Source organism: Chryseobacterium koreense CCUG 49689, from assembly GCF_001045435.1.
GTDB classification, from domain to species: Bacteria; Bacteroidota; Bacteroidia; order Flavobacteriales; family Weeksellaceae; genus Kaistella; species Kaistella koreensis.
The window spans coordinates 1-20,721 of sequence record NZ_LFNG01000020.1 but is presented as its reverse complement, the minus strand read 5'-3'; the positions used below and the strand labels follow the sequence as shown (position 1 = coordinate 20,721).

The window sequence follows — 20,721 nt, the reverse complement described above, 5'->3', positions numbered from 1 at the left end:
TAAAAAGGGACGTCATCATCAAATGCGTCCCTTAATTTTTAATCTTCCTGTTTCTTTTTCTTGAACAAATTCACGAAGAACTCCCATCCGAAAAACAGCACCAAAATAGCGACAGCAACCCACCAATAAGAGGTTTTGTAGACTTCTCCGGTATTGGTTGCTTTGAACATTCTATCCCATCTCACTTTGAATGGCGCCTGGTAAGTAGAACTCGAATCTTTAAATGCTCCCTGCAAACTCATCCACGTAAACATGGGCTTCCCTACGATATTTTCCTCCGGTACGAAACCGAAAAATCTCGCATCCAGCGAAGCATCGCGGTTATCACCAATCATCATATAATAATCTTGCTTAATGGTGTACTGATTGGTTTCCTGACCGTTAATGAAGATTTTTCCATTCCTGTTTTCAAGTTTGTTATGCTCGTATTCTGAAATAATCCACTGATATTCGGGCAACGTTTCCTGGTTCAAAGTCACCACATCCCCTTTTTTCGGGATTTTCAATGGTCCATACCAATCCTGGTTCCATTTTTTATTGATCGGGAAAATAGATTGGGTGGTGTCAATATTCTTGGTATAGGCATCTCTTGCTGCATTCAGTTTATAGCCAATCGCCGCAGAATCTTTATCCCAAATGTGCTCCTTCATATCGATGATTTGCGGAAGCGCCTTGATTTCTTTAGCAATTTGATCCGTCAAACCTTGAAAGTCATACACAAAGCCTTCATTGGTCTGGATTTCCTGGAGCGGCAAAAATCCATATTTGTTATATAGAGCGGGAACATCCAGCTGACTTCCAGCGTGTGCGATGAATTTGTGCTGTTCCTGTTGGTCACCCAAAATCGTTTCCGGTTTTCCATTGACAAAAAGTCTTCCTGCCCTCATTTCAATGACGTCACCCGCCACTGCCACGCATCGTTTCACATAAGGGTCTTTTCTATCAATCGCCGTGTGCACCGAATCTTGCGGATAATTGAAAACCACGATGTCGTTTTTCTGCGGTTTGTTGAATTGGAATAATCTCCAATAAGGAAGCTTCACCGCATCCACATAGGATTTCGGGTCATCTTTCGGGTTTCCTTTTTGTCCGGTATCCATAATCGTTCCCTGTAAAAACGGGATCGCTACAGGCCGCATCGGCATTCGGTAACCGTAACTCCACTTATTCACGAAAAGAAAATCGCCCACCAAAAGTGTTCGCTCCATCGAACCTGTAGGAATACCAAACGGCTGTGTCACGAAAATGTGAACAATGGTTGCAAAAACTACTGCAAATGTAATCGAACCGGCAAAAGTATCTTTCTTTTTGGCGTTTTTTTCCTCTTCGGTCAAATAGAGCTCGTCTTCACTTTCTACTTCAGCATCTTTGGAATAATTCACCGTAGCCAAATAAATAAACGGAAGAATCACCGTCAATAAAACCTGTGTGAATTTTGATTTTCCGAAATGCCTCATCAGGAACAGGTGAAAAACCGTCATCATAATCGGACCGATAATCGGCAGATAAGCCATTGCAACCCACCATTTCGGATGTTTGGTTTCCTTTTGGATAATGAGGTAATTGTAAAACGGCACAAACGCGAAGAGCGGATTGTAACCCATTTTCTTGAAAAGTTTCCACGTGGAAATTCCCATTAACAAAGAAAGAACGACCACGTAGAGGGAATAAGTAAGAATATAGTCCATAATTTTGGCTTTAGCGACCGGCTTTTGAGATTAGTTTATTGTTATTGGTTTTTGTTACAAATGGGCGGAAGAGGTGCAAATATTTAGCCGCTCAAATCCATTGCTCATTTTTTAATACTTATTAGTCATGAAAAAAGCACATCCTTCATCGAGAAATTCCCCTTTTTTCCCAGAATCCATTCCGCGGCGATTACCGCGCCCAAAGCGAATCCGTTTCGGTTGAAGGCAGTATGTTTGATTTCGATTTCATCCACCTCGCTTTGGTAGAAAATGCTGTGGGTCCCGGGAACTTCATCTTCACGGATCGCGAAAATGCCAAGTTCGTTTCCTTTGGTTTCATCGAGTTTCCAACCGTTGAATCTTTTATCATTTTTGATGATTCCTTCCGCCAAAGAAATTGCGGTTCCACTCGGCGCGTCCTTTTTGTGGGTATGGTGAATTTCCTCCAACTGAACATTATATTCACCGAAGTTTTTCATCAAATCTGCCAATTTCTCATTCAGGGCAAAAAACAGATTCACGCCCAAACTAAAGTTGGAGCCATACAAAAACGCAATATTGTTCGCTGTGGCAATTTTTTCGATTTCCGGTTTTCTTTCGAGCCAACCTGTTGTTCCACAAACTACTGGAATGCTGTTTTCGAGGCAGAATTTAATGTTTTCAAATGCCACCTCAGGATTTGAAAATTCAATGACCACATCAGGCTGGTTCAGGTTTTCGACGGAGGGAGTTTCGTTGAGTTTCGCCACGATTTCGTGACCTCGGCTTTCAGCAATCTCACCGATGATTTTTCCCATTTTTCCGTATCCGACTAAAGCGATTTTCATTTTCTTATTGTATTTTTTAACATTAAGCTCATTAACTTGTTAAGGACAATTGCTCCGCAGATTGTTAAGTTTAGATCCTATAAAATTAAGATACTCCGCTACAAATTGACGAAGTCAATCCTTAAAAATTCTGAGTCTCAAATTCCTTAACCCCTTATTTATCTTAATGGTTCAAGAGTTCATTATACCTCGGCTTTCAGCAATCTCACCGATGATTTTTCCCATTTTTCCGTATCCCACTAAAGCGATTTTCATTTTCTTATTGTTTTTTTTAACATTAAGGCCGTTAAGTACATTCGATCCGTTGATTGTAATTCAAAATTACTTCCACGATAGCAGAACATCACCACCAAAAAGTAAGTATTCAACTCCTTGTCTTTTGTCTTTTCTCTTTACTCTTTCCTCTATTTTCTCACCTAAAACCTATAATTCAAACTCAATCCCGCTTTCGCAGTCTGATTGCTGAATTCATCAAAAATCACAGCAGGTTTGAAAGCCAGATCCGGGTCTTTTCTGCCTTCATATAAATGCGCATCCACCACGGCATCCACAATATTCAAAACATAGATCAATCCCGTGATTGCGATCGCATAATCGCGTTGTCTTTTTTGCCGGTCCTGAACACGGCCTAAAGCTTCAGCGGTAATTCCCGGAATGTCTGAAAACTCGTGCGGTTGTCCGTTCAGTTGTGCGATGAACGCGTTTCTGTAGCGGGTGTATTGATTTTGATTCCAAATGGCGATTCCTACTCCGGTTCCGATTGCACCCCAAACGATGGGGATTTTCCAGTACTTTTTGTTGTAATATTGACCGAGTCCCGGCAAAACTGCGGAATATAATCCCGCTTTCGTAGGGTTGTATTTCACGGTTTTCGCGGGTGCGTTGGATTCTTGGATGTCGGTCAGAACAGCAATTTCAGATTGGGGTTTTACCGCTGAAATGGAGTCTTTCGGATGGTTTTTAATGCGAATGGTATCATTCGGATTGACTTGCGCGAAAATCTTAAAAGAAAATATCAGAAAGAAAATGACCGTGAATTTCCTCATTATTTAAAGTGTGAGAGAATGTTTTCCAGCTCTGCCTCGTTTTTGAAATCGAGAACGATTTTTCCCTTTTTGCCGTTTGCGGAAGTTTTGATTTCCACTTTCACATCCAAAATATCGGCAAGGTTTTTTTCTGCTTTTTTATAGTGATTTGGGATGGCCGTTTTATTTTTCGGTGCAGTTTGTTTTGGATTTTTCAACAAGTTGGATTCCTGTTCAGCCTGTCGGACACTCAAATTATTCTTTATGATTTTCTCAAAAAGAATTTTCTGATTTTCAGCATCTTCCAAACTGATAATGGCTCTACCGTGACCTGCAGAAATTTCCCCGCTCCGAATCGCGTTCTGAACATCCGGATTCAAACGGAGCAATCGGATGGAATTGGTGATCGTGCTTCTTTCTTTTCCCACTCTTTGGCTCAAATTTTCTTGAGTCATGCCGATTTCTTCGAGCAATCGTTGGTAAGTGAGCGCAATTTCAATGGCGTCTAAATCTTCACGCTGGATGTTCTCCACCAAAGCCATTTCTAGCAATTCCTGGTCATTGACTAAGCGGATATACGCCGGAACCGTTTCCAAACCGGCAATTTTACTTGCACGGAAACGCCTCTCACCGGAAATGATTTCGAATTTGTTGCCGTCTTTCCTCAAAGTAATCGGCTGGATTACACCGAGATTCTTGATGGACTGCGCTAAATCATTCAACGCTTTTTCATCGAAATAAGTTCTTGGCTGTGAAGCGTTTGGATAAATATCTTCCAATGAAACTTCCACGATATTTCCCACGAATTTATCTGCGCCTTCATCCGTTGCAGAATTCACCGTGGCTTTTGATTCCGCGCTTAGGATCGCTCCCAAACCACGTCCCATTGCTCTTTTTTTGTCTTTCATATCGCTGTTCTACTCCTAAATCCTCCACCAAAGCACGAGGATTCCTCCAGGGAATTTATTTTAGTTTCTTACTAAATTTTCATTTTTCAATACAACTTCTTCAGCTAATTGAAGGTATTGGATGGCTCCTTTGCTCTCTGCATCGTAGTTTAGGATACTTTCACCAAAACTTGGCGCCTCGCTCAGTCTCACGTTTCTGCTGATAATGGTTTCAAAAACCATCTCCGGAAAATGCGCACTCACTTCTTCCACCACCTGATTGGAAAGCCGGAGTCTGGAATCAAACATCGTCAAAAGTAAACCTTCAATATCCAGATCCTTGTTGTGGATTTTCTGAACATTTTTTATGGTATTCAACAGTTTTCCCAAACCTTCCAAAGCGAAGTACTCACACTGTATTGGGATGATCACAGAATCAGCGGCAGTTAAAGCATTCACGGTAATCAAACCCAAACTCGGCGCACAATCGATGATGATGTAGTCGTAATCATCTCGAACCGATTTTAAGGCTTCTTTCAGCATATACTCGCGGTTCTCCCGATCCACCAGTTCAATTTCTGCGGCCACCAAATCGATGTGTGACGGAATGATATCCAAATTGGGTGAAGCCGTTTTCTGCACACATTCTTTCGCTGCTGCGCTTTGCTCCAAAAGGTTGTATGTGGAAAATTCCGACTGCTCGATTCCCAATCCGGAAGTAGCGTTTGCTTGCGGATCTGCGTCGATGATCAGGATTTTCTTCTCCAAAACTCCCAATGCTGCAGCTAGATTTACTGCAGTAGTGGTTTTGCCCACTCCGCCTTTCTGATTGGCAATACCAATGATTTTAGCCATTCTTTAAATTTTAATCATCAAAAATACACTTTTTTCCGAGTTTCATATAGTTGATGTATCCTGAGATTTGGTTAAAATATTGTTAATTAGCGATTTACCACCAAAAAAAATTATCCACAAAAAATGGTTTTCTGTGGATAACTGTTGATATGATTTAATTGATGGTTCTGCATCATTCCAACTGCATCGAAATCGGAAATTTAAAGTAACTCCTTACATTTTCGCCGTCAAGTTTTGCCGGAGTCCATTTTCCCCGAACTGACCGGATGGTTTTTTCCGCTTCGCGATTAAAAATGGCATTGGGTCCGCTTGCTTTCACCTCACTGATCGTTCCGTCTTTTTCAACGATGAAGGTCACTGTGGTTTTCACCACTTCACCGGATCCGTCCATCGCCGAAGTATCAAAATTGCTGACTACTTTATTCCTGAAGGCATTGATCCCGCCAATGAACTCCGCAGAAACGTCAACAGCGGTTTTGGGAGTGTTATCAACCGGTTTTGCATTTGGAACATCCGGAGTTGTTACAACCGGTGCGTCAATTGCCGGTGGAACATAATTGGATACAGGCGATTCACCTACTACATCCTGAGTTCCTGCAACTGCATGATCATAATCCGTTTGCTTTGGCATCACCTTCTCATTTTTCGCATCCCGGGTCGGGTCAGGAACTCGCGAATCCAGGGTATTCACTTTCACCTGTGGCGGAACCACCGGCTGCACTACTTGCGGAGTCTCTTCTGACTGATCTACATTATCCAGGACAATCGGACCATGCGGAGGTTCCACCACGGTAATCGGTGCATCAGCAAAATAATTGGAAACAATCGGCACCAGCGCAAAAAGTACAAACGCGCCGATTCCTATAAACATGGATTTGGTCAGAATGCTGTCGGCTTCATTTCTTAAGACATAAGCACCATAAGCTTTGTTTCTTCCCTGGAACAGGACTTCATCAAGTTTGTTTTCTTGGTTTTGAAATAGATGTTTCATCACTTTAATAATTTTAAGGTTGGATATTCAATTAACGATAACTATCAGTTTAACAATGAATTTTTACATTCATTTAAACATTATCAAAATCAAGACCAAATTTTTAACTTTTTACCATTAAAATTATTTTATCCATAGCAATATGGAAATCAATCAAATAAAATGAAGTTCAGATCAATCTTAAAAGTTTCGTAAATGCATCGAGAGCAAGCGAGCGAAATCCCGAAAAGGTAAAGCAAATGGTTTAATTATTGGAAAAAGTTTTCACCAAAATCAAAATCGCAATAACGAAGAACAAAATCGCCAGAACGATCCTCATTCCGCGGGATTGACCTCCTGGATTGGTACGGGTTGGCTTCTGCGGTTTGAAGATTTCCTCCATGTCGTTTTTGAACTGTTCCCTGTCGCCATCAAAGATTTCGGTAATGGTAATTCCCTGCACCACGGTTTTATTTAAAAGTGTATTTGTGGCGTGAAGGAGAAGCTGAAACTTCCCGTCCTTGAATTCGGTAATTCTGAAGGTTCTCTCGCCATATCCCTTTTCCAATCCGAAAGGCAAAATTTTCACTACATCGGCATTATTGGTGTGCCAGTTGATAATGACTTCCTCGCCCTTTTTTGCCCGGATTTTATTCGCGGAAAAAGTTCTGATGGAAGGCGGCATAGTCGGTCGGTAACTCCTTTGCAGATGGGCTAAATTCTCATCATAAATCCTGCGTTTCTCTGCGTCATTCAACATTTCGTATGCTTCCTGGATTTCCCGGAAACGGTCTGAAAAGAAATCGTCGTCTGGATTTTTGTCGGGATGATATTTTAAGGACAACTTTCGGTATGCTTTCTTGATTTCCTCATCGGAAGCATTAGATTTTATGCCCAGAAAATAATAATAGTCTTTCATTTTAAAGTCACGAGATACGAGTTGCGAGATTCCGTTTCGCGGTGCAAAAATAGGGTTTTATAAAATAATTTCGAGGGAACTTACAAAAGAACCGTTTGGTTTCAATTCGGTTTTGAACAAAAAACATGGAACATAGCATTTGGATTCGCTTAGAAAAGGAAACAAAAAACAACTGAAAACCCCTAGAAAAAAGCGGGTAGAATTCCCTCTACCCGCCTTCAAAATAAACCATTAACGGGAAATATCATGCTTCTGCTTTCTGCGCTGAACAGCAATTATTTTTTCTGCAACATTTTGAAGAAAACTGAGTTTTCATTTTCTCTTTCAGTTCCGCATATTTTTCGTCATCAAGTTCGCGGATTTTATCTGCAAATCCGAATGGTGTTCTTTCTTTGATGTCGTATTCTTCGAAAATCCCTTTCATGAATTTTCTTCTCTCAGAAATTTTTTTTGCTGCCAAAGCGACTCCTGCTGCTGCAAGTGCTCCGAAAGCACCTATCAAACTGGAATTTTTCATCTTTTTTTTTATTTTAAATTTTACAAATGTTATTTTTATAAAAGACGGTCGAAACCACATTTTACTTTAATTAACTCATTCCTAAATCACCAATATTTTCACGCCAATGGTCCCCGAATAAATTTCCCAAAATCTGTGCTCAATCCGATTGGCCATCATTCTTGGAAGACATTTCATTTAATGGAAAAAGTCGCAAAATATATTCGTTAATGGGTTTACTTAAAAAAAAAAGCGAACTAAACCGTCCGCTTTTACTCTTTTTTATCGAAGAATCTTCCCGTTTCACAACGTGATTTCCACATTTCTTTCAGCCGTTCTTTCTCCTCATCACTCATTCCGCAATGTTTTTCCCTCATTTGCCGGAATTTCTGCTTCGCTCTCCACCCTTTTCCCTGCTTTCCGCCGAAACCGCCAAACAAAATCTTACTTAAAACCAAAATTCCCAGCGCCTGCCAAAAAGTGATCGCTTTCACGCCAATAATTTCTGGCAGAAGCAAGTTCCAAAGCCACATCACCATTGCTGTAACAGCAAAAAACATCGCGATTCCACCCACGATTAAAAGTGCTATTTTTCCCGTAAATTTATTTTTCATTTCCTTAATCTTTCAAATCTTGATACAAACCAGACATTCGTTTCCGAAGATGTTTCACCGCATAGTTTTTCCTGCTGGTGATGGTTTTTATGTTTTCTCCCTGTTCATCGGCAATTTCCTGCAATTTCTTGCCTTCGATTTCAGTTTCCACGAAAACCAACCGCTGATTGTCCGGCAATTCCTCCAAAGCCGAGAAAAGCTGTTTCCAAACTTCCTCGCGAAACGCCACCAGTTCAGGATTTTCAGAATCATCCAGCAGCAGAATATCTTTCACCGCAAAACTGCCGTCTTCGTCCACATACACGAAATCCTCCAAATTCTCGGTCGTCTTTTTCCGGTATTTGTCGATGATTTTATTATTCGAAACCCTATACAGCCAACCCCCGATGTTCATAATCTCGCCCAAATTGGTGAGATTGCTGAACTGGTACCAAACCTCCTGTAAAATATCTTCTGCATCCTCTCTGTTGCGCACTTTCGGTCGAATAAAAGACATCAGTTTTCCGCCGTAATTTTTCACGGTTTGCGCAATCAGACTGTCTTTTTCGGTTTGCGACATAGAGGTCAATTCCAATTCCATATCGGGAAAGACGAACGGAATTCTATTTTACTTTAATAGGGTGGCTATTTTTTTGGAGCAACCCATTTTTCGACTTTTCCCAAGACCTGTCCCGCTTTCCCATTCGGTGGATAGGTTGCTGGACTATACGGCAACAGCAATGGATAGATTTTTTTTCTGATTCCGACTCCACTACATCACTAAAAAAGGACGCTCTGCAATCGGGATCCCATGTTGACTTGCAGTTCTTTTTTCCAAAAACCACTTCAAGATTTTCGGCTATAGTAAATCGGTATGGCAAAAAAGTTGTCAATCAGGATATCATAATCAATTTTCCGCCAGGTTTTTCAACAATTCAAAACCATTGTGAAAACCATGGTCCATGTATTCGTGATATTCCTGCATCACATGGGTCACTGCGCGAAGCTCTGTGGTGGCATGATCAATCGCACGGAGAAAATATTTTTCCTCGGTCCCGCTCCATTCCATCACCTCGCGGCTTTTGGTATCTTCAACTCCATTTTGAAACGTCCCCAAATGCCGGAAAACCACCTCATTAGGTTTATCCAAACTCACAATGGTCGAAACCATTCCGTTTCCGTTTCGGTCCAGAAAGTAAGTTTTCCCACCGACTTCCCAATCGGATTTCAAGGTCGAACCTTCTTCGAAAAACTGCGTCCATTGAGAATAAGTTTCTGGATTCCACAACAAATCCCAGACTTTTTGGATGGGTGCGTTGATGATGATATTGTAGTCTAATGTTTCCATAATTGAGATTGAGGTTAAGGTTGAGGTTGAGGCTAAGGTTGAGGTTGAGGTTGAGGTTGAGGTTGAGGTCGTCTAATTTTCTGCCAATTCTTTAATATTTGCCAAGATTTTCGGAATATATCCATGGTAAAAATCCACAAACTCATCCAGCGCATTAATTTCAATTTTTAGCAGGGTCCCACTATTGGTCGGCTCAAAAAAATAAGTGACTTCAGAGTCCGTCCAGTTTTGCGGATCCAATTCTCCTGCCATAATCCAGCCGAGATGCTTCATTTTGAGTTCACGATTCGGAATATGGGTTTCCACGCGGTTATACATTCCGTTGTTGTCTTTGTCAAAAAACCTCATCTCGGATGCGGTTTCCCAATTTCCTTCATACCGGTGACCAGGAGTCCATTTCCCATAGTTTTCCGCACTCCACATAGTTTCCCAGACCTTCTCCGGAGCAGCATTGATTTCAGTTTCAAATTCTAATTGTTTCATTTAATTTTTTTATTTAACGGAGTTTAAAAGAGCAAACACAGAGTCACACAAAGTTAAAATTCAAACCATAAAAACAAAAACTCCCGCGACTCCGTGACAACTCCGGCAAATCATTACACTTTAGGACTTGTAAGCAGTTTCCAAATCCGCAATCACAATCTTCTTCATATTCAGCATCGCCTGGAAAACCTTTTTAGACCGGTCGGTTCCATCAAAATTATTCATCAGTTCCAGCAATCTTTTCGGGGTGATCTGCCAACTGACCCCGAATTTATCTTTCAACCAGCCACATCTGCTTTCCTCGCCGCCATCGGCAATCAACGAATTCCAGAGGTGGTCGGTCTCGGTTTGGTCGTCAGTCATCACCACGATCGAAATCCCCTCGGAAAAATCAAATTGATGGTCATAGGAATTGTCCATACAGAAGAAATGGTAATGGTCAATCACGAAATGCGCGTGTTGCACATTTTCTGGAACTTCATGGGTTTCGTTTCCCACCCCTTCTCCATACTTCAAAACACCTCCGATCTTGGAATTGGGAAATGTTTTGGTGTAGAATTCCATGGCTTCCATGGCTTTTCCATTATTTTGGTGAATGAACATCAAGGTCGGAACAATCTTCTGGTCGCCTTGGTTTTCACCCAGATAAATTTGCCAGGTCACGCCAAATTTGTCCCGGACCCAACCATACCTTTTGCTCCAAGGATATTCGCCGAGTTCCATCAAAACAATTCCTCCTTCCGAAAGCGGTTTCCAATATTTCTCCACTTCTTCTTCGGTTTCGCATAAAACCATGAAAGAAATCGAAGCATTCTTCTGGTACATCGGACCTCCATTCAACAGCATGATCCTTTGACCAAAAAGATCCAGATTAATTACCATCGGTGTATCCACCGTGATTTTACCATCAAAAACGCTGCAGTACAAATCCGCGCACTGTTTAGCGTCGCCATCATACCAAAGACATGGGAAAATATCGTTGTTCATAACATTTTTTATTTCAGGCCTGTCTGCCGACAGGTAGATTTCAGGCCTGTCTGCCGACAGGTAGATTTCAAGTTGAAGCCTTACAGAACTAAAGACTTTGCGGACCCAATCGTAAGGAACTTCCAGATTACAAGAAAATTGAATAGAGCTTTGTCCGCACTCATGGTTCGAAAATTCCTGTTTGATGGCTTCGTGTCCATTTGGGGCGGCATAGCACCCTAGACGACAACTAACTCAGGTGTACTATCGCTTCAAATGGAAGGCAGCAACTAGTTGTTTTCAACATATTTGTGGAACCGGTCCAGAATCGCATACCAGCCGACGCGCTGCATTTCTCGCCCATTCTGGATTTCAGGCTCGAAAATCTCAATGATTTCCGTGGTGTTATCGTCTATCTTATTAAAATAGACCTCCACCTTTCGTCCGTCATCCAAATGACTTTTTACGTATTCCAAAACCTTAATTTCGTCGATGATCCCAGCAAAATGGTATCCGAAACTTTTATCCTTGTATTCCAACCGATAATCAAAACGTCCCCCTTCGTAGAATTGGCTGGTCGCTTTTGGGCAGTGCCAGTTGGTAGTGGGGAAATTCCATTTTACAATGTGTTTCGGGTTGTAGAAATAATCCCAAACTTTATGCACAGGTTGCAGAATCGTAATCTTGATGGTAATCGGATCTTTCATTTCTTAATAATTTCCCTAAAATTAAGGAATATTTTCCATACCGGGAACTAATCAGCTATTCGTCACATACCTGTGGAAATTTTCCAAAATGGCATACCAGCCGTCGCGCTGCATCTCGATACTGTTAATGGTTTCCGGATCGAAAATCTTCGTGACTTTCGTCGTATTTTGGTCGATTTCATCAAATTGGATTTCCACATTTCTTCCGTCTTCCAGATGATATCTGATTAATTTTAAGGGAACAATCTCGTCATAAATTCCCTCAAAATCAAAACCGAAGCTTCCGTCTTTGGCTTCCATTCTGGTTTTGAGTTTTCCGCCGACGCGGAGGTCGTTTTCTGCTTTCGGGCAATGCCAGGATTCGTGGGCGAAATTCCAATTGACGATATGTTCCGGCTGGTTGAAATAGTCCCAAACTTTTTGGATGGGCTCCTGGATGGAGAGGTCTATTTTGATGGGATCCATAAGTGATGAGTTCTGTTTAATGAGATGATGTGCAAGTTTCCAAAAGAGGCGGGGCTTTCGCGGCAGGGATGGAAGTGGAAATCCTTTTTTTTTGCAAAGGGAAAAGCGTTGGCAAAAAAAAGATTGCAGCGAACAGCCCGGTTCCGAATTTTTTTGTGGGCATCAGGCGTCAGCGAAAATTCGGAAGCCGCCCAAATAACGGTATATACTAAGCGTTTGCGTTGTAGTTAATCATCCATGAAGTTCCAAATTGATCGCGAAAACTACCGAAATAATCGCCCCAAAACTGATCCTGCATCGGCATTTCTATTTCGCCGCCTGCGGAAAGTTCTTTGAAAAGCCGATCTGCTTCTTCACGGGAATCGGGATGGATGCTCACATAATTATTGTCGCCGATCTGAAAAGGCCTGTTTCCAAAACCCGGCATGATGTCGCTGCCCATCAAGGTTTGATCACCCAGATTGATGCCCACATGCATGATTCGGTTGCGGTACTCTTCCGGAATCGGCGGCATTTCTTCACTGGCCGGAACATCGCCGAAGCGCATGATTCCAAATGGGTTGAACTCGGTTTGGAACACTTTCTTGTAAAAGTTGAAGGCCTCTTCGCAGGTACCGTCAAAGTTGAGGTAAGGGTTTAGTTTCATAGGATGATCTTTTAGATTTTAAAATACTAAAAATAAAGATTTATAATAGCGTACGGTGTTAAAAATCTGGCAGTTAAGATAAATTTAACTTTTCAATCCCATGGGGAAAATCAAGGAGCGCTGCCCTTTCGGAAAGGTTTTCGAATGAATGATTGTCGTGAATCTATGATTGAATTGAGAAATTCGCCGGGTCATTGAAGGCATGCTCATCTGCCTAAGAAAACAATCAAATTGAAGTTGAATGCGAGATATACCACGTTTATTAACCTTGAAAAAAACTCAAAAGAAATCCGTGAATTCGCAGGGGTTTGAATCCACGGATTTATCAGATTAATTATGTGGAAAGAAATTTTACGGCATTCAATGCTACTTCGTAATTCGGTTCATGGGTAATTTCCGGAACCTGCTCGGTGTACACCACTTTGCCATTTTCATCAGTCACAATTACGGCTCTGGAAAGAAGCCCTTTCATGGGTCCGTCTGCAATGGTCACGCCATAATCATCGCCAAAGGTTCCCCGGAAATCCGAAAGCGTTTCCACGTTATCAAGTCCTTCTGCGGCGCAGAATCTGCCCAGTGCAAAAGGTAAATCTTTGGAAACATTAATGACCACCGTGTTTTCTAAACCGGCAGCGGCCTCGTTGAATTTTCTAGCAGAGGCTGCACAGATTCCGGTGTCTATACTGGGGAAAATGGATATAATTTTCCTCATGCCATCATAGTCATCCAATGTTTTCACCTCCAGTTTTTCATTGACCAGCGCGAATTCCCTTATCGATAAACCCACTTCCGGCAGGTCGCCGATGGTGGACACGGGATCTCCGTGTAATGCAATATTTGCCATAATTCAGTAAATTTAAATGTTTCCCAAATATAGCCAAAAAGGATGAAAAAGTCTTTTAATGAATGGTTAAATTTGTCTTAAAAGTGTGGCAGCCACAAAAGGACGGGATCCAATGCTGCAATTGCCGATGTGAATTAGATCCTGATTCGCTGATGCAGGTGCCTTAAATCACCATGCCCTGGAAAGTCTGCTCCCCAAAAACGAATAGAAAATGGGAGTAGTCTTTCCTCCTGCGGAATTTTCTTTTCCAGTGGACCGCACCGGTTTCGGAAGCTTCTGCAGGTGCAGTTTCTCTGCGGAACTGTCCGTTTTTGAAATTAATCTGCAACTCAATGATTTGGAATGGCACTTCGGTGGGGCTTGCTCCTATGAAGGCTATTTCCCCATTTGCTGATGGAGAAAACATTATTTCTTTGGAATACTTCTTATTTTTCCTGAATCGAAATCCTAGAAACAATTCCGCGCCCTGCGTGGTGCCTAACCCTCCCTTTACCGTTTTTTTACCATCCGGTGCGGGATCCAAGTTTTTGATGCGCAGCAACAGCTGATTGATGCGCTGGTAAAGAAACACATCTCTGAGTGTTTCAAATTCATGCTGAAGTGCGCGGCGCAGGTATTTCCCTGCCGCGGAGGCTTTTCCGAATTCCGTGTTTTTCTTTTGTGCCGCGATCTGGGCCGCGCTTTTGGGACCTTTTTTCTTTTTCTGAACGCGCCTAACCACCGGTTTTCCATTTAGGGTGTAAAACACGCAATCGCCTACTTTTCCGGTAATGCCTAAAAAAGAATCGAATGAACCCATATTTTTATTATATTCGTAAAGATTTGGTTTCCAGGACCATGCTATGAGATCCAATTCATCAAAGTTACACTTTTTTAATCATTAAATCTTCGTCAGGTATTTTAAAATAAAGGGAGTCCCGAGGTTGCCCCGTAGTTGCGCCATGGTTGGACCGGGGTATATTCTGGTACATCTCGAGGATCTCTAGAGGAAGAGGTATGTTTTGGGTATTGCCCGGAAGACCGCCGCCTCTGCACCGGCCGTAAAACCTGCCGTCATCCGCCTTGTCGGAGGAAGGGGTAGTTTTTCTTGTGCGCGACCACAAAAACAGCAACCCGATGAACACACCCTATTTTGCTACTTTAAAAACCGAAGAATCAGCTGGAATCTGGGCTAAAAACCATGAATGAAAAACCGGAAGCCACGAATACTCTAATTGACAAAGGATCTCGCCTCAGCGAGGTTTTTTTATGGGCAAATCTTTTCTTTTTCTAACCGGTTACCTTGACTCGAAAGAAATCAAAATGAAACCTCAAAAATCACGAAATCACCTGCTGATTGCCTAAAAAACCTAAATTTTCACTAAATTTGTGAACCTAAATTTTGAATAAAAAAATCTCTATAATGTCACAGGCAAAAATTTACTACACATTGACGGACGAAGCGCCAATGCTCGCTACACATTCGTTCTTACCGATCGTGAAAGCGTTTACCCATTCCGCAGAAATCGAAATCCAGGTTCCGGATATTTCGCTCGCGGGAAGGATTCTGGCGAACTTCCCTGAATATTTAAACGATGACCAAAAAGTTCCGGATGCACTCGCTCAATTGGGGGAACTGGCGACAAAACCCGAAGCAAACATCATCAAGCTACCGAACATTTCCGCTTCTGTACCGCAATTGGAGGAAGCCATTGCCGAATTGAAATCCAAAGGATACAACCTGCCGAATTATCCGGCAGAACCAAAAAATGAGGAGGAAAAAGCAATTAACCAAAAATATTCAAAAGTCCTGGGAAGTGCGGTGAACCCCGTTTTGAGAGAAGGAAATTCCGACCGTCGCGCTCCGAAGTCAGTAAAAGATTACGCAAAAGCAAACCCACATAGAATGGGTGTTTGGAGCGCAGATTCCAAAACGGCTGTGGCACACATGGAAAATGGGGATTTTTATGGAACTGAAAATTCAACGACCATTGAAAAAGATGGGAAATTCCGAATTGTCTTTTATGGTACGGACGGATCTGAAAAAGTTTTGAAAGATTACGCTCCGTTGAAGGCAGGCGAAATCATCGACTCTTCGGTAATGAACATGAATGCACTGAAATCGTTTGTGCAGACCGCAATCGCAGAAGCCAAAGAAAAAAACGTGCTTCTTTCTGCCCATTTGAAAGCCACCATGATGAAGATTTCTGACCCGATTATTTTCGGAGCCGTGGTGGAAACTTATTTTAAAGACGTTTTTGAAAAATACAAAGACCTTTTCAAAGACCTGGACATCAATCCAAATTTTGGATTGGCAACCCTTTACGAAAAAATTGCTGGAACGCCGAAAGAAGCAGAAATCAAAGCCGACATCGAGAAAGCGATTGAAAACGGACCGAGAATCGCAATGGTAAATTCAGATCAGGGAATTACCAATTTCCATGTATCGTCTGATGTGATCGTGGATGCATCCATGGCTGCACTCGTTCGAGGTGGCGGAAAAATGTGGAACAAAGAAGGAAAAGAAGAAGACACCGTCTGCATTATTCCGGACCGAACTTATGCCGGTTTCTACGAAGCCGTCGTGGACGACATGAAGAAAAATGGCGCAATTGACCCCAGAACTTTCGGTTCCGTTCCAAACGTCGGTTTGATGGCTCAAAAAGCAGAAGAATACGGCTCTCATGATAAGACTTTCCAGGTTTCTGCCGAAGGAACCGTGAAAGTGGAAAACGAAAATGGCGAAACTTTGCTTCAACAAAAAGTAGAGAAAGACGATATCTTCAGGATGTGCCAGGTGAAAGACGCACCGATACAGGATTGGGTGAAACTCGCCGTAAACAGGGCAAAACTTTCAGACACTCCGGCAATTTTCTGGCTAGATAAAGGAAGAGCACACGATTCACAAATCATCAAAAAAGTGGAGAAATACCTCAAAGATTATGATTTGACCGGACTCGACATCAAAATTATGGATGTGAAAGACGCGACGCTGGAAACTTTGAAAAGAGCACGGGAAGGAAAAGACACGATTTCGGTTTCCGGAAATGTGCTGAGAGATTACCTGACCGATATGTTCCCGATTCTGGAACTCGGAACTTCCGCAAAAATGCTTTCCATCGTTCCTTTGATGAATGGAGGCGGCTTGTTCGAAACCGGTGCCGGTGGTTCTGCCCCGAAACATATCGAGCAGTTTATCCACGAAGGTTATTTGAGATGGGATTCCCTAGGCGAATTCCTTGCATTGCAGGCAAGTTTGGAACATTTGGCGCAAACCCAGAACAATCCAAAAGCGAAAGTGCTTTCAGATGCTTTGGATACCGCGAATGCGAAATTCCTGGCAACCGATAAATCTCCGGCAAGAAAAGTGGGCGGAATAGACAACCGAGGTTCTCACTTCTATTTGGCGCTGTATTGGGCAGAAGCATTGGCAAACCAAACCACCGATGCTGAAATTGCAGAAAAATTCAAACCCATCGCAAAAGCAATGCAGGATAACGAAGAAAAAATCAATTCAGAATTAATAGGTGCACAGGGAAAACCACAGGATATCGGCGGATATTATAAGCCGGATTCCGACAAAACTTACGCAGCAATGCGTCCGAGTGCGACTTTGGATACCATTATCAATGGGATTTAAACCTCACCATTAATTCCTGTCAAAGGAAAGACTTTTACCGCTTCAATTAATTTTGGGGCGGTTTTTTGTTTCCGATTATTGGTTTAATCTGCTGATTCTTCCAGATCATCATGGTCGTCACCACCCAAACTCCAGTAATTGTTTTCTTCGTCTTCTTCCCCAATTTGTTCCTGTTCATCATCCAGTTCGGCACCGGGAATATCCAATCCATCATCCAGATTTTTTGTGATCAGCACTTCCTCAGTTTCGGGAACGCCCGCTCCATCGATGGAAACATGCGGTTCTTGGCTGAAAATATCCTCATTGGGCGGATAATCCATATTTTCCAGTTGCCTTTTTTGGGATTCATTGTTTTCGGGTATCATCACATTAAATTTGACTAAAACCCAGCAAAAAACATTCCTTTCATTTTGTCGAAATCAAAAATAATTTCATCAAAATAAATTTGCCAATCAAAAATAATTTCTATTTTTGCAGAACATTCAAGCAATCAATGAAGCAATTCTTAAATAACAATTGGTGGTGGCAATCGTTTTCTACAGGCGATTTACACACTCATTGTATTATTTGATGAATTGAACTTTTAAAGAATATTACAATTATTTTGTACAAACCGTCTGTATTTGCAGGCGGTTTTTTTATGGCCATACCTCAAACAAAAAATCAAAAAATTTAAATTACTAACAATAAAATCATTTAAAAAAATGAAAACAAAAAAATTCATCCTTGAAGAAAAGGAGATGCCGAAATTCTGGTATAACATTGTGGCAGATATGGAAAACAAACCACTTCCACCACTTCATCCCGGAACGAAAGAACCCATCAGTCCGGAAATGCTTTCCCCTATTCTCACCGAGGAACTCATCATGCAGGAAGTTTCGCAGGAAAGATTCATTGAAATTCCCGAAGAAGTTTTGGAAAAATATAAAATCTACCGGCCATCACCTTTGATAAGGGCATTTGAACTGGAAAAAGCATTGGGAACAGATTGCAAAATCTACTACAAATACGAAGGCGGAAGTCCGAGTGGATCGCACAAGCCGAACACCGCAATTCCTCAGGCGTACTACAATGCGAAAGCCGGCGTGAAGAAAATCACCACCGAAACCGGAGCCGGACAATGGGGAACTGCGCTAAGTTTCGCATGCGCCCAATACGGAATCGAGTGCGATGTGTATATGGTGAAATCCAGTTTTGAGCAGAAACCTTACCGCAAAATCATGATGAATACGTTTGGTGCGAACGTTTATCCTTCACCGAGCGACAGAACTCAGGCGGGAAGAAATTTCCTGGCAGAAAACCCGAACAGCAACGGAAGTTTGGGAATGGCGATTTCTGAGGCGGTGGAAATGGCGGTTCAGGACGAGCACACGAAATACTCTTTAGGTTCGGTATTAAACCATGTTTTGCTTCATCAGACCATCATCGGTGAAGAAGCTTTGAAACAGTTCGAAATGGCACAAGATTATCCCGACGTGATCGTTGCGCCTTTAGGAGGCGGTTCCAATTTCGCGGGAATTTCTTTTCCGTTCTTAAGGGAAAAACTTCAGGGAAAAAGCGAGGTGAGATGCGTTGCCGTGGAACCGAGTTCCTGCCCGAAACTGACGAAAGGGAAATTCATGTACGATTTCGGCGACACGCAAGGTTATACACCGCTTTTACCGATGTTTACTTTGGGACATCATTTTGAGCCGGCCTCCATTCATGCAGGCGGATTGCGTTACCACGGCGCGAGTGTATTGTGTTCTCAACTTTTGAAGGATGGAATTATCGAGGCCAATGCAATTCCACAAATCGAGTGTTTCGAGGCGGGAAGTTTGTTTGCAAAATATGAGGGAATCATTCCCGCTCCCGAGAGCAATCACGCCATCGCGCAGGTTTTGCGGGAAGTGGAACTGGCAAAGAAAGAAGGGAAATCCAAAACCATTCTATTTAATTTAAGCGGCCACGGTTTTGTGGACATGATGGCATATTCCGATTTCCAGAATGGGAATCTGGTGGAACATCAGCTGAGTTCCCAGGAAATTGACAATAATATTTCCAGGATTTCAAATTTGCAGCCGGAAGAAATCGCCGTTCCTACGGCTTAAAACTAATTTGGCTTAAGAATCTTCCCGAATCGAAAACACTGAAATTCGGGAAGTTTTATTTGTTTTAAATTTGTAAGTATGAAAACGCTTTTTTCTCTCACCCAAGAAAAATCAACTGATTTTCAAAACAGTTTCAGCGATGAGTTTTACCACATTTTTCTATTTGAAGGAAAAGGAAAAATCAACGTCGATTTTGTGAAATATGGTTTTGAGGGTAAAACGGTTTTCTTCACATCGCCATTTCAGAACATCCAGATTTTGCCGGATAAAAAAATATCGATCCAAAACTTAAGCTTCCATGGCGACTTTTATTGCATCGAATACCACAAAAAAGAAGTCGCATGTAACGGACTGCTTTTCAACAACATTTATCAATTTCCGAACCTCAGTTTAAACACCAAAACGTTTAATGAAATTTCGGAATATTTTTCAAAAATTGAGGAAATTGATCCAAACGAGGAATTTTCGGGAGCGGTGCTAAGGTCATACCTTCAACTGATTTTGGCGATTTCGAGCAAGGTGAAAAGCAAATTACTAACTAAAAACGATCTGGTTCAGCAGGATCTGGCGCAATTGAAAACCTTTCAAAGTTTAGTAGAATTGCATTACACCAGAGAAAAAAGTCCAGCTTTTTATGCTGATTTGCTTCATATTTCACCAAACACCTTAAGCAAGAAAATAAAGACAGAATTCCATAAAACTCCATCTCAAATCATTCAGGAACGGGTAATTCTGGAAGCAAAAAAACAGATTCACCTGACCAGAAAATCCATTAAGGAAATCGCGGCGGAACTTCATTTTGAAGACGAATTCTATTTCAGCAAATACTTTAAAAAACACACCGGGATTTCACCAACTAAGTTTCGCGAAGAAGTCGGGATTTCGGTTGTGGCGGATTTGTAGGCGTGCTTTACAATTCTTTTTAGGATGTTTTTGTAACGCAAAGCTTTTTGCTTCAAAACTTAAAATTGAACTAAACAAAGATTGCGAACAAGTTCGCTGATGAAGTGCGCGCTTCATCAATTCGCTTTAGCCGATAAGACTTTGCGATCTTAAAATAGTGAGTCACTTAAGTAGAAATCTTTGCGGTTTCTTATTCTCGCAGATTTCGTGATTGTGCAGAATATTTTTGCCACTAATGCACGAATGATTTCTTTATAATAATTCAACGCAAAGATTTTAATATTAATCTGCATATTGGAGAAAGCAAAGATTGCGAACAAGTTCGCTGATGAAGTGTTCGCTTCATCAATATGCTTTAGCGGATAAGACTTTGCGATCTTAAAATAGTGA

The 20,721-nt window shown here is 41.8% G+C and carries 23 protein-coding genes; 3 read left to right on the top strand and 20 right to left on the bottom strand.

Going from position 1 to position 20,721, the window contains the following annotated elements; genetic code table 11:
• Positions 1-38 precede the first annotated feature (38 nt).
• The 18 genes from lepB to ACM44_RS12435 all read right to left on the bottom strand — a co-directional run bounded on the left by lepB (position 39) and on the right by ACM44_RS12435 (position 14,572).
• Entirely contained in the window at positions 39-1,688 is a 1,650-nt protein-coding gene (gene lepB / locus ACM44_RS12525) for a signal peptidase I (RefSeq protein ID WP_048500398.1), read from the bottom strand.
• Between the two features lie 125 nt (positions 1,689-1,813).
• The gene (gene dapB, locus ACM44_RS12520; protein ID WP_048500397.1) at positions 1,814-2,515 is read right to left on the bottom strand and encodes a 4-hydroxy-tetrahydrodipicolinate reductase; all 702 of its coding nucleotides are present in this window, start codon (positions 2,513-2,515) and stop codon (positions 1,814-1,816) included.
• A 416-nt stretch (positions 2,516-2,931) separates the two neighbouring features.
• Entirely contained in the window at positions 2,932-3,561 is a 630-nt protein-coding gene (locus ACM44_RS12515) for a DUF5683 domain-containing protein (protein ID WP_048500396.1), read from the bottom strand.
• Positions 3,561-4,448, bottom strand: coding sequence for a ParB/RepB/Spo0J family partition protein (locus tag ACM44_RS12510; RefSeq protein WP_048500395.1), 888 nt, complete (start codon positions 4,446-4,448; stop codon positions 3,561-3,563). Before ACM44_RS12510 ends, ACM44_RS12515 begins: the two co-directional genes overlap by 1 nt.
• A 60-nt stretch (positions 4,449-4,508) precedes the next feature.
• A complete protein-coding gene (locus ACM44_RS12505) occupies positions 4,509-5,282 on the bottom strand; it encodes a ParA family protein (protein WP_048500394.1) in 774 nt (257 codons plus the stop codon).
• A 172-nt stretch (positions 5,283-5,454) separates the two neighbouring features.
• Positions 5,455-6,273: an energy transducer TonB gene (locus ACM44_RS12500; protein ID WP_048500393.1), complete on the bottom strand. Its 819-nt coding sequence runs from the start codon at positions 6,271-6,273 to the stop codon at positions 5,455-5,457.
• A gap of 244 nt (positions 6,274-6,517) precedes the next feature.
• Complete coding sequence (locus tag ACM44_RS12495) at positions 6,518-7,171, bottom strand: J domain-containing protein (protein ID WP_048500392.1); 654 nt, start codon at positions 7,169-7,171, stop codon at positions 6,518-6,520.
• Between the two features lie 244 nt (positions 7,172-7,415).
• Entirely contained in the window at positions 7,416-7,688 is a 273-nt protein-coding gene (locus tag ACM44_RS12490; RefSeq protein ID WP_048500391.1) for a hypothetical protein, read from the bottom strand.
• A gap of 251 nt (positions 7,689-7,939) precedes the next feature.
• Positions 7,940-8,281: a hypothetical protein gene (locus tag ACM44_RS12485; protein WP_048500390.1), complete on the bottom strand. Its 342-nt coding sequence runs from the start codon at positions 8,279-8,281 to the stop codon at positions 7,940-7,942.
• Positions 8,282-8,285: 4 nt separating this feature from the next.
• Positions 8,286-8,861, bottom strand: a complete 576-nt coding sequence (locus ACM44_RS12480) for an RNA polymerase sigma factor (RefSeq protein WP_048500389.1) — start codon at positions 8,859-8,861, stop codon at positions 8,286-8,288.
• 306 nt (positions 8,862-9,167) lie between these two features.
• Entirely contained in the window at positions 9,168-9,608 is a 441-nt protein-coding gene (locus ACM44_RS12475) for an SRPBCC family protein (RefSeq protein ID WP_048500388.1), read from the bottom strand.
• A gap of 72 nt (positions 9,609-9,680) precedes the next feature.
• Complete coding sequence (locus tag ACM44_RS12470) at positions 9,681-10,091, bottom strand: SRPBCC family protein (protein WP_048500387.1); 411 nt, start codon at positions 10,089-10,091, stop codon at positions 9,681-9,683.
• A gap of 120 nt (positions 10,092-10,211) precedes the next feature.
• Positions 10,212-11,078, bottom strand: coding sequence for a VOC family protein (locus ACM44_RS12465; protein WP_048500386.1), 867 nt, complete (start codon positions 11,076-11,078; stop codon positions 10,212-10,214).
• Between the two features lie 269 nt (positions 11,079-11,347).
• Positions 11,348-11,764, bottom strand: coding sequence for an SRPBCC domain-containing protein (locus ACM44_RS12460; RefSeq protein WP_048500385.1), 417 nt, complete (start codon positions 11,762-11,764; stop codon positions 11,348-11,350).
• Positions 11,765-11,815: 51 nt separating this feature from the next.
• Entirely contained in the window at positions 11,816-12,229 is a 414-nt protein-coding gene (locus ACM44_RS12455; RefSeq protein WP_048500384.1) for an SRPBCC family protein, read from the bottom strand.
• Between the two features lie 208 nt (positions 12,230-12,437).
• Complete coding sequence (locus ACM44_RS12445; RefSeq protein ID WP_048500382.1) at positions 12,438-12,875, bottom strand: VOC family protein; 438 nt, start codon at positions 12,873-12,875, stop codon at positions 12,438-12,440.
• 334 nt (positions 12,876-13,209) lie between these two features.
• A complete protein-coding gene (gene tpx / locus ACM44_RS12440; protein ID WP_048500381.1) occupies positions 13,210-13,719 on the bottom strand; it encodes a thiol peroxidase in 510 nt (169 codons plus the stop codon).
• A gap of 163 nt (positions 13,720-13,882) precedes the next feature.
• Complete coding sequence (locus ACM44_RS12435; RefSeq protein ID WP_152669359.1) at positions 13,883-14,572, bottom strand: hypothetical protein; 690 nt, start codon at positions 14,570-14,572, stop codon at positions 13,883-13,885.
• Between the two features lie 549 nt (positions 14,573-15,121).
• Between ACM44_RS12435 and ACM44_RS12430 the strand changes: the two genes are divergently transcribed.
• On the top strand, positions 15,122-17,338 hold the full coding sequence (locus ACM44_RS12430) for an NADP-dependent isocitrate dehydrogenase (protein WP_048500379.1): 2,217 nt from the start codon (positions 15,122-15,124) through the stop codon (positions 17,336-17,338).
• 83 nt (positions 17,339-17,421) lie between these two features.
• On the opposite strand, the gene ACM44_RS12425 is transcribed toward ACM44_RS12430, so the two are convergent.
• Positions 17,422-17,703 (bottom strand): hypothetical protein, encoded by a 282-nt coding sequence (locus tag ACM44_RS12425; protein WP_048500378.1) that lies wholly within the window; start codon positions 17,701-17,703, stop codon positions 17,422-17,424.
• A 339-nt stretch (positions 17,704-18,042) separates the two neighbouring features.
• On the opposite strand from ACM44_RS12425, the gene ACM44_RS12420 reads away from it, so the two are divergent.
• The gene (locus ACM44_RS12420; protein ID WP_048500412.1) at positions 18,043-19,428 is read left to right on the top strand and encodes a TrpB-like pyridoxal phosphate-dependent enzyme; all 1,386 of its coding nucleotides are present in this window, start codon (positions 18,043-18,045) and stop codon (positions 19,426-19,428) included.
• A gap of 78 nt (positions 19,429-19,506) precedes the next feature.
• Positions 19,507-20,331, top strand: a complete 825-nt coding sequence (locus ACM44_RS12415; protein WP_048500377.1) for a helix-turn-helix domain-containing protein — start codon at positions 19,507-19,509, stop codon at positions 20,329-20,331.
• A gap of 149 nt (positions 20,332-20,480) precedes the next feature.
• Here the strand turns inward: ACM44_RS12415 and ACM44_RS15615 are convergent.
• On the bottom strand, positions 20,481-20,721 hold a 241-nt coding region (locus ACM44_RS15615), incomplete at its 5' end, for a hypothetical protein (protein ID WP_048500376.1).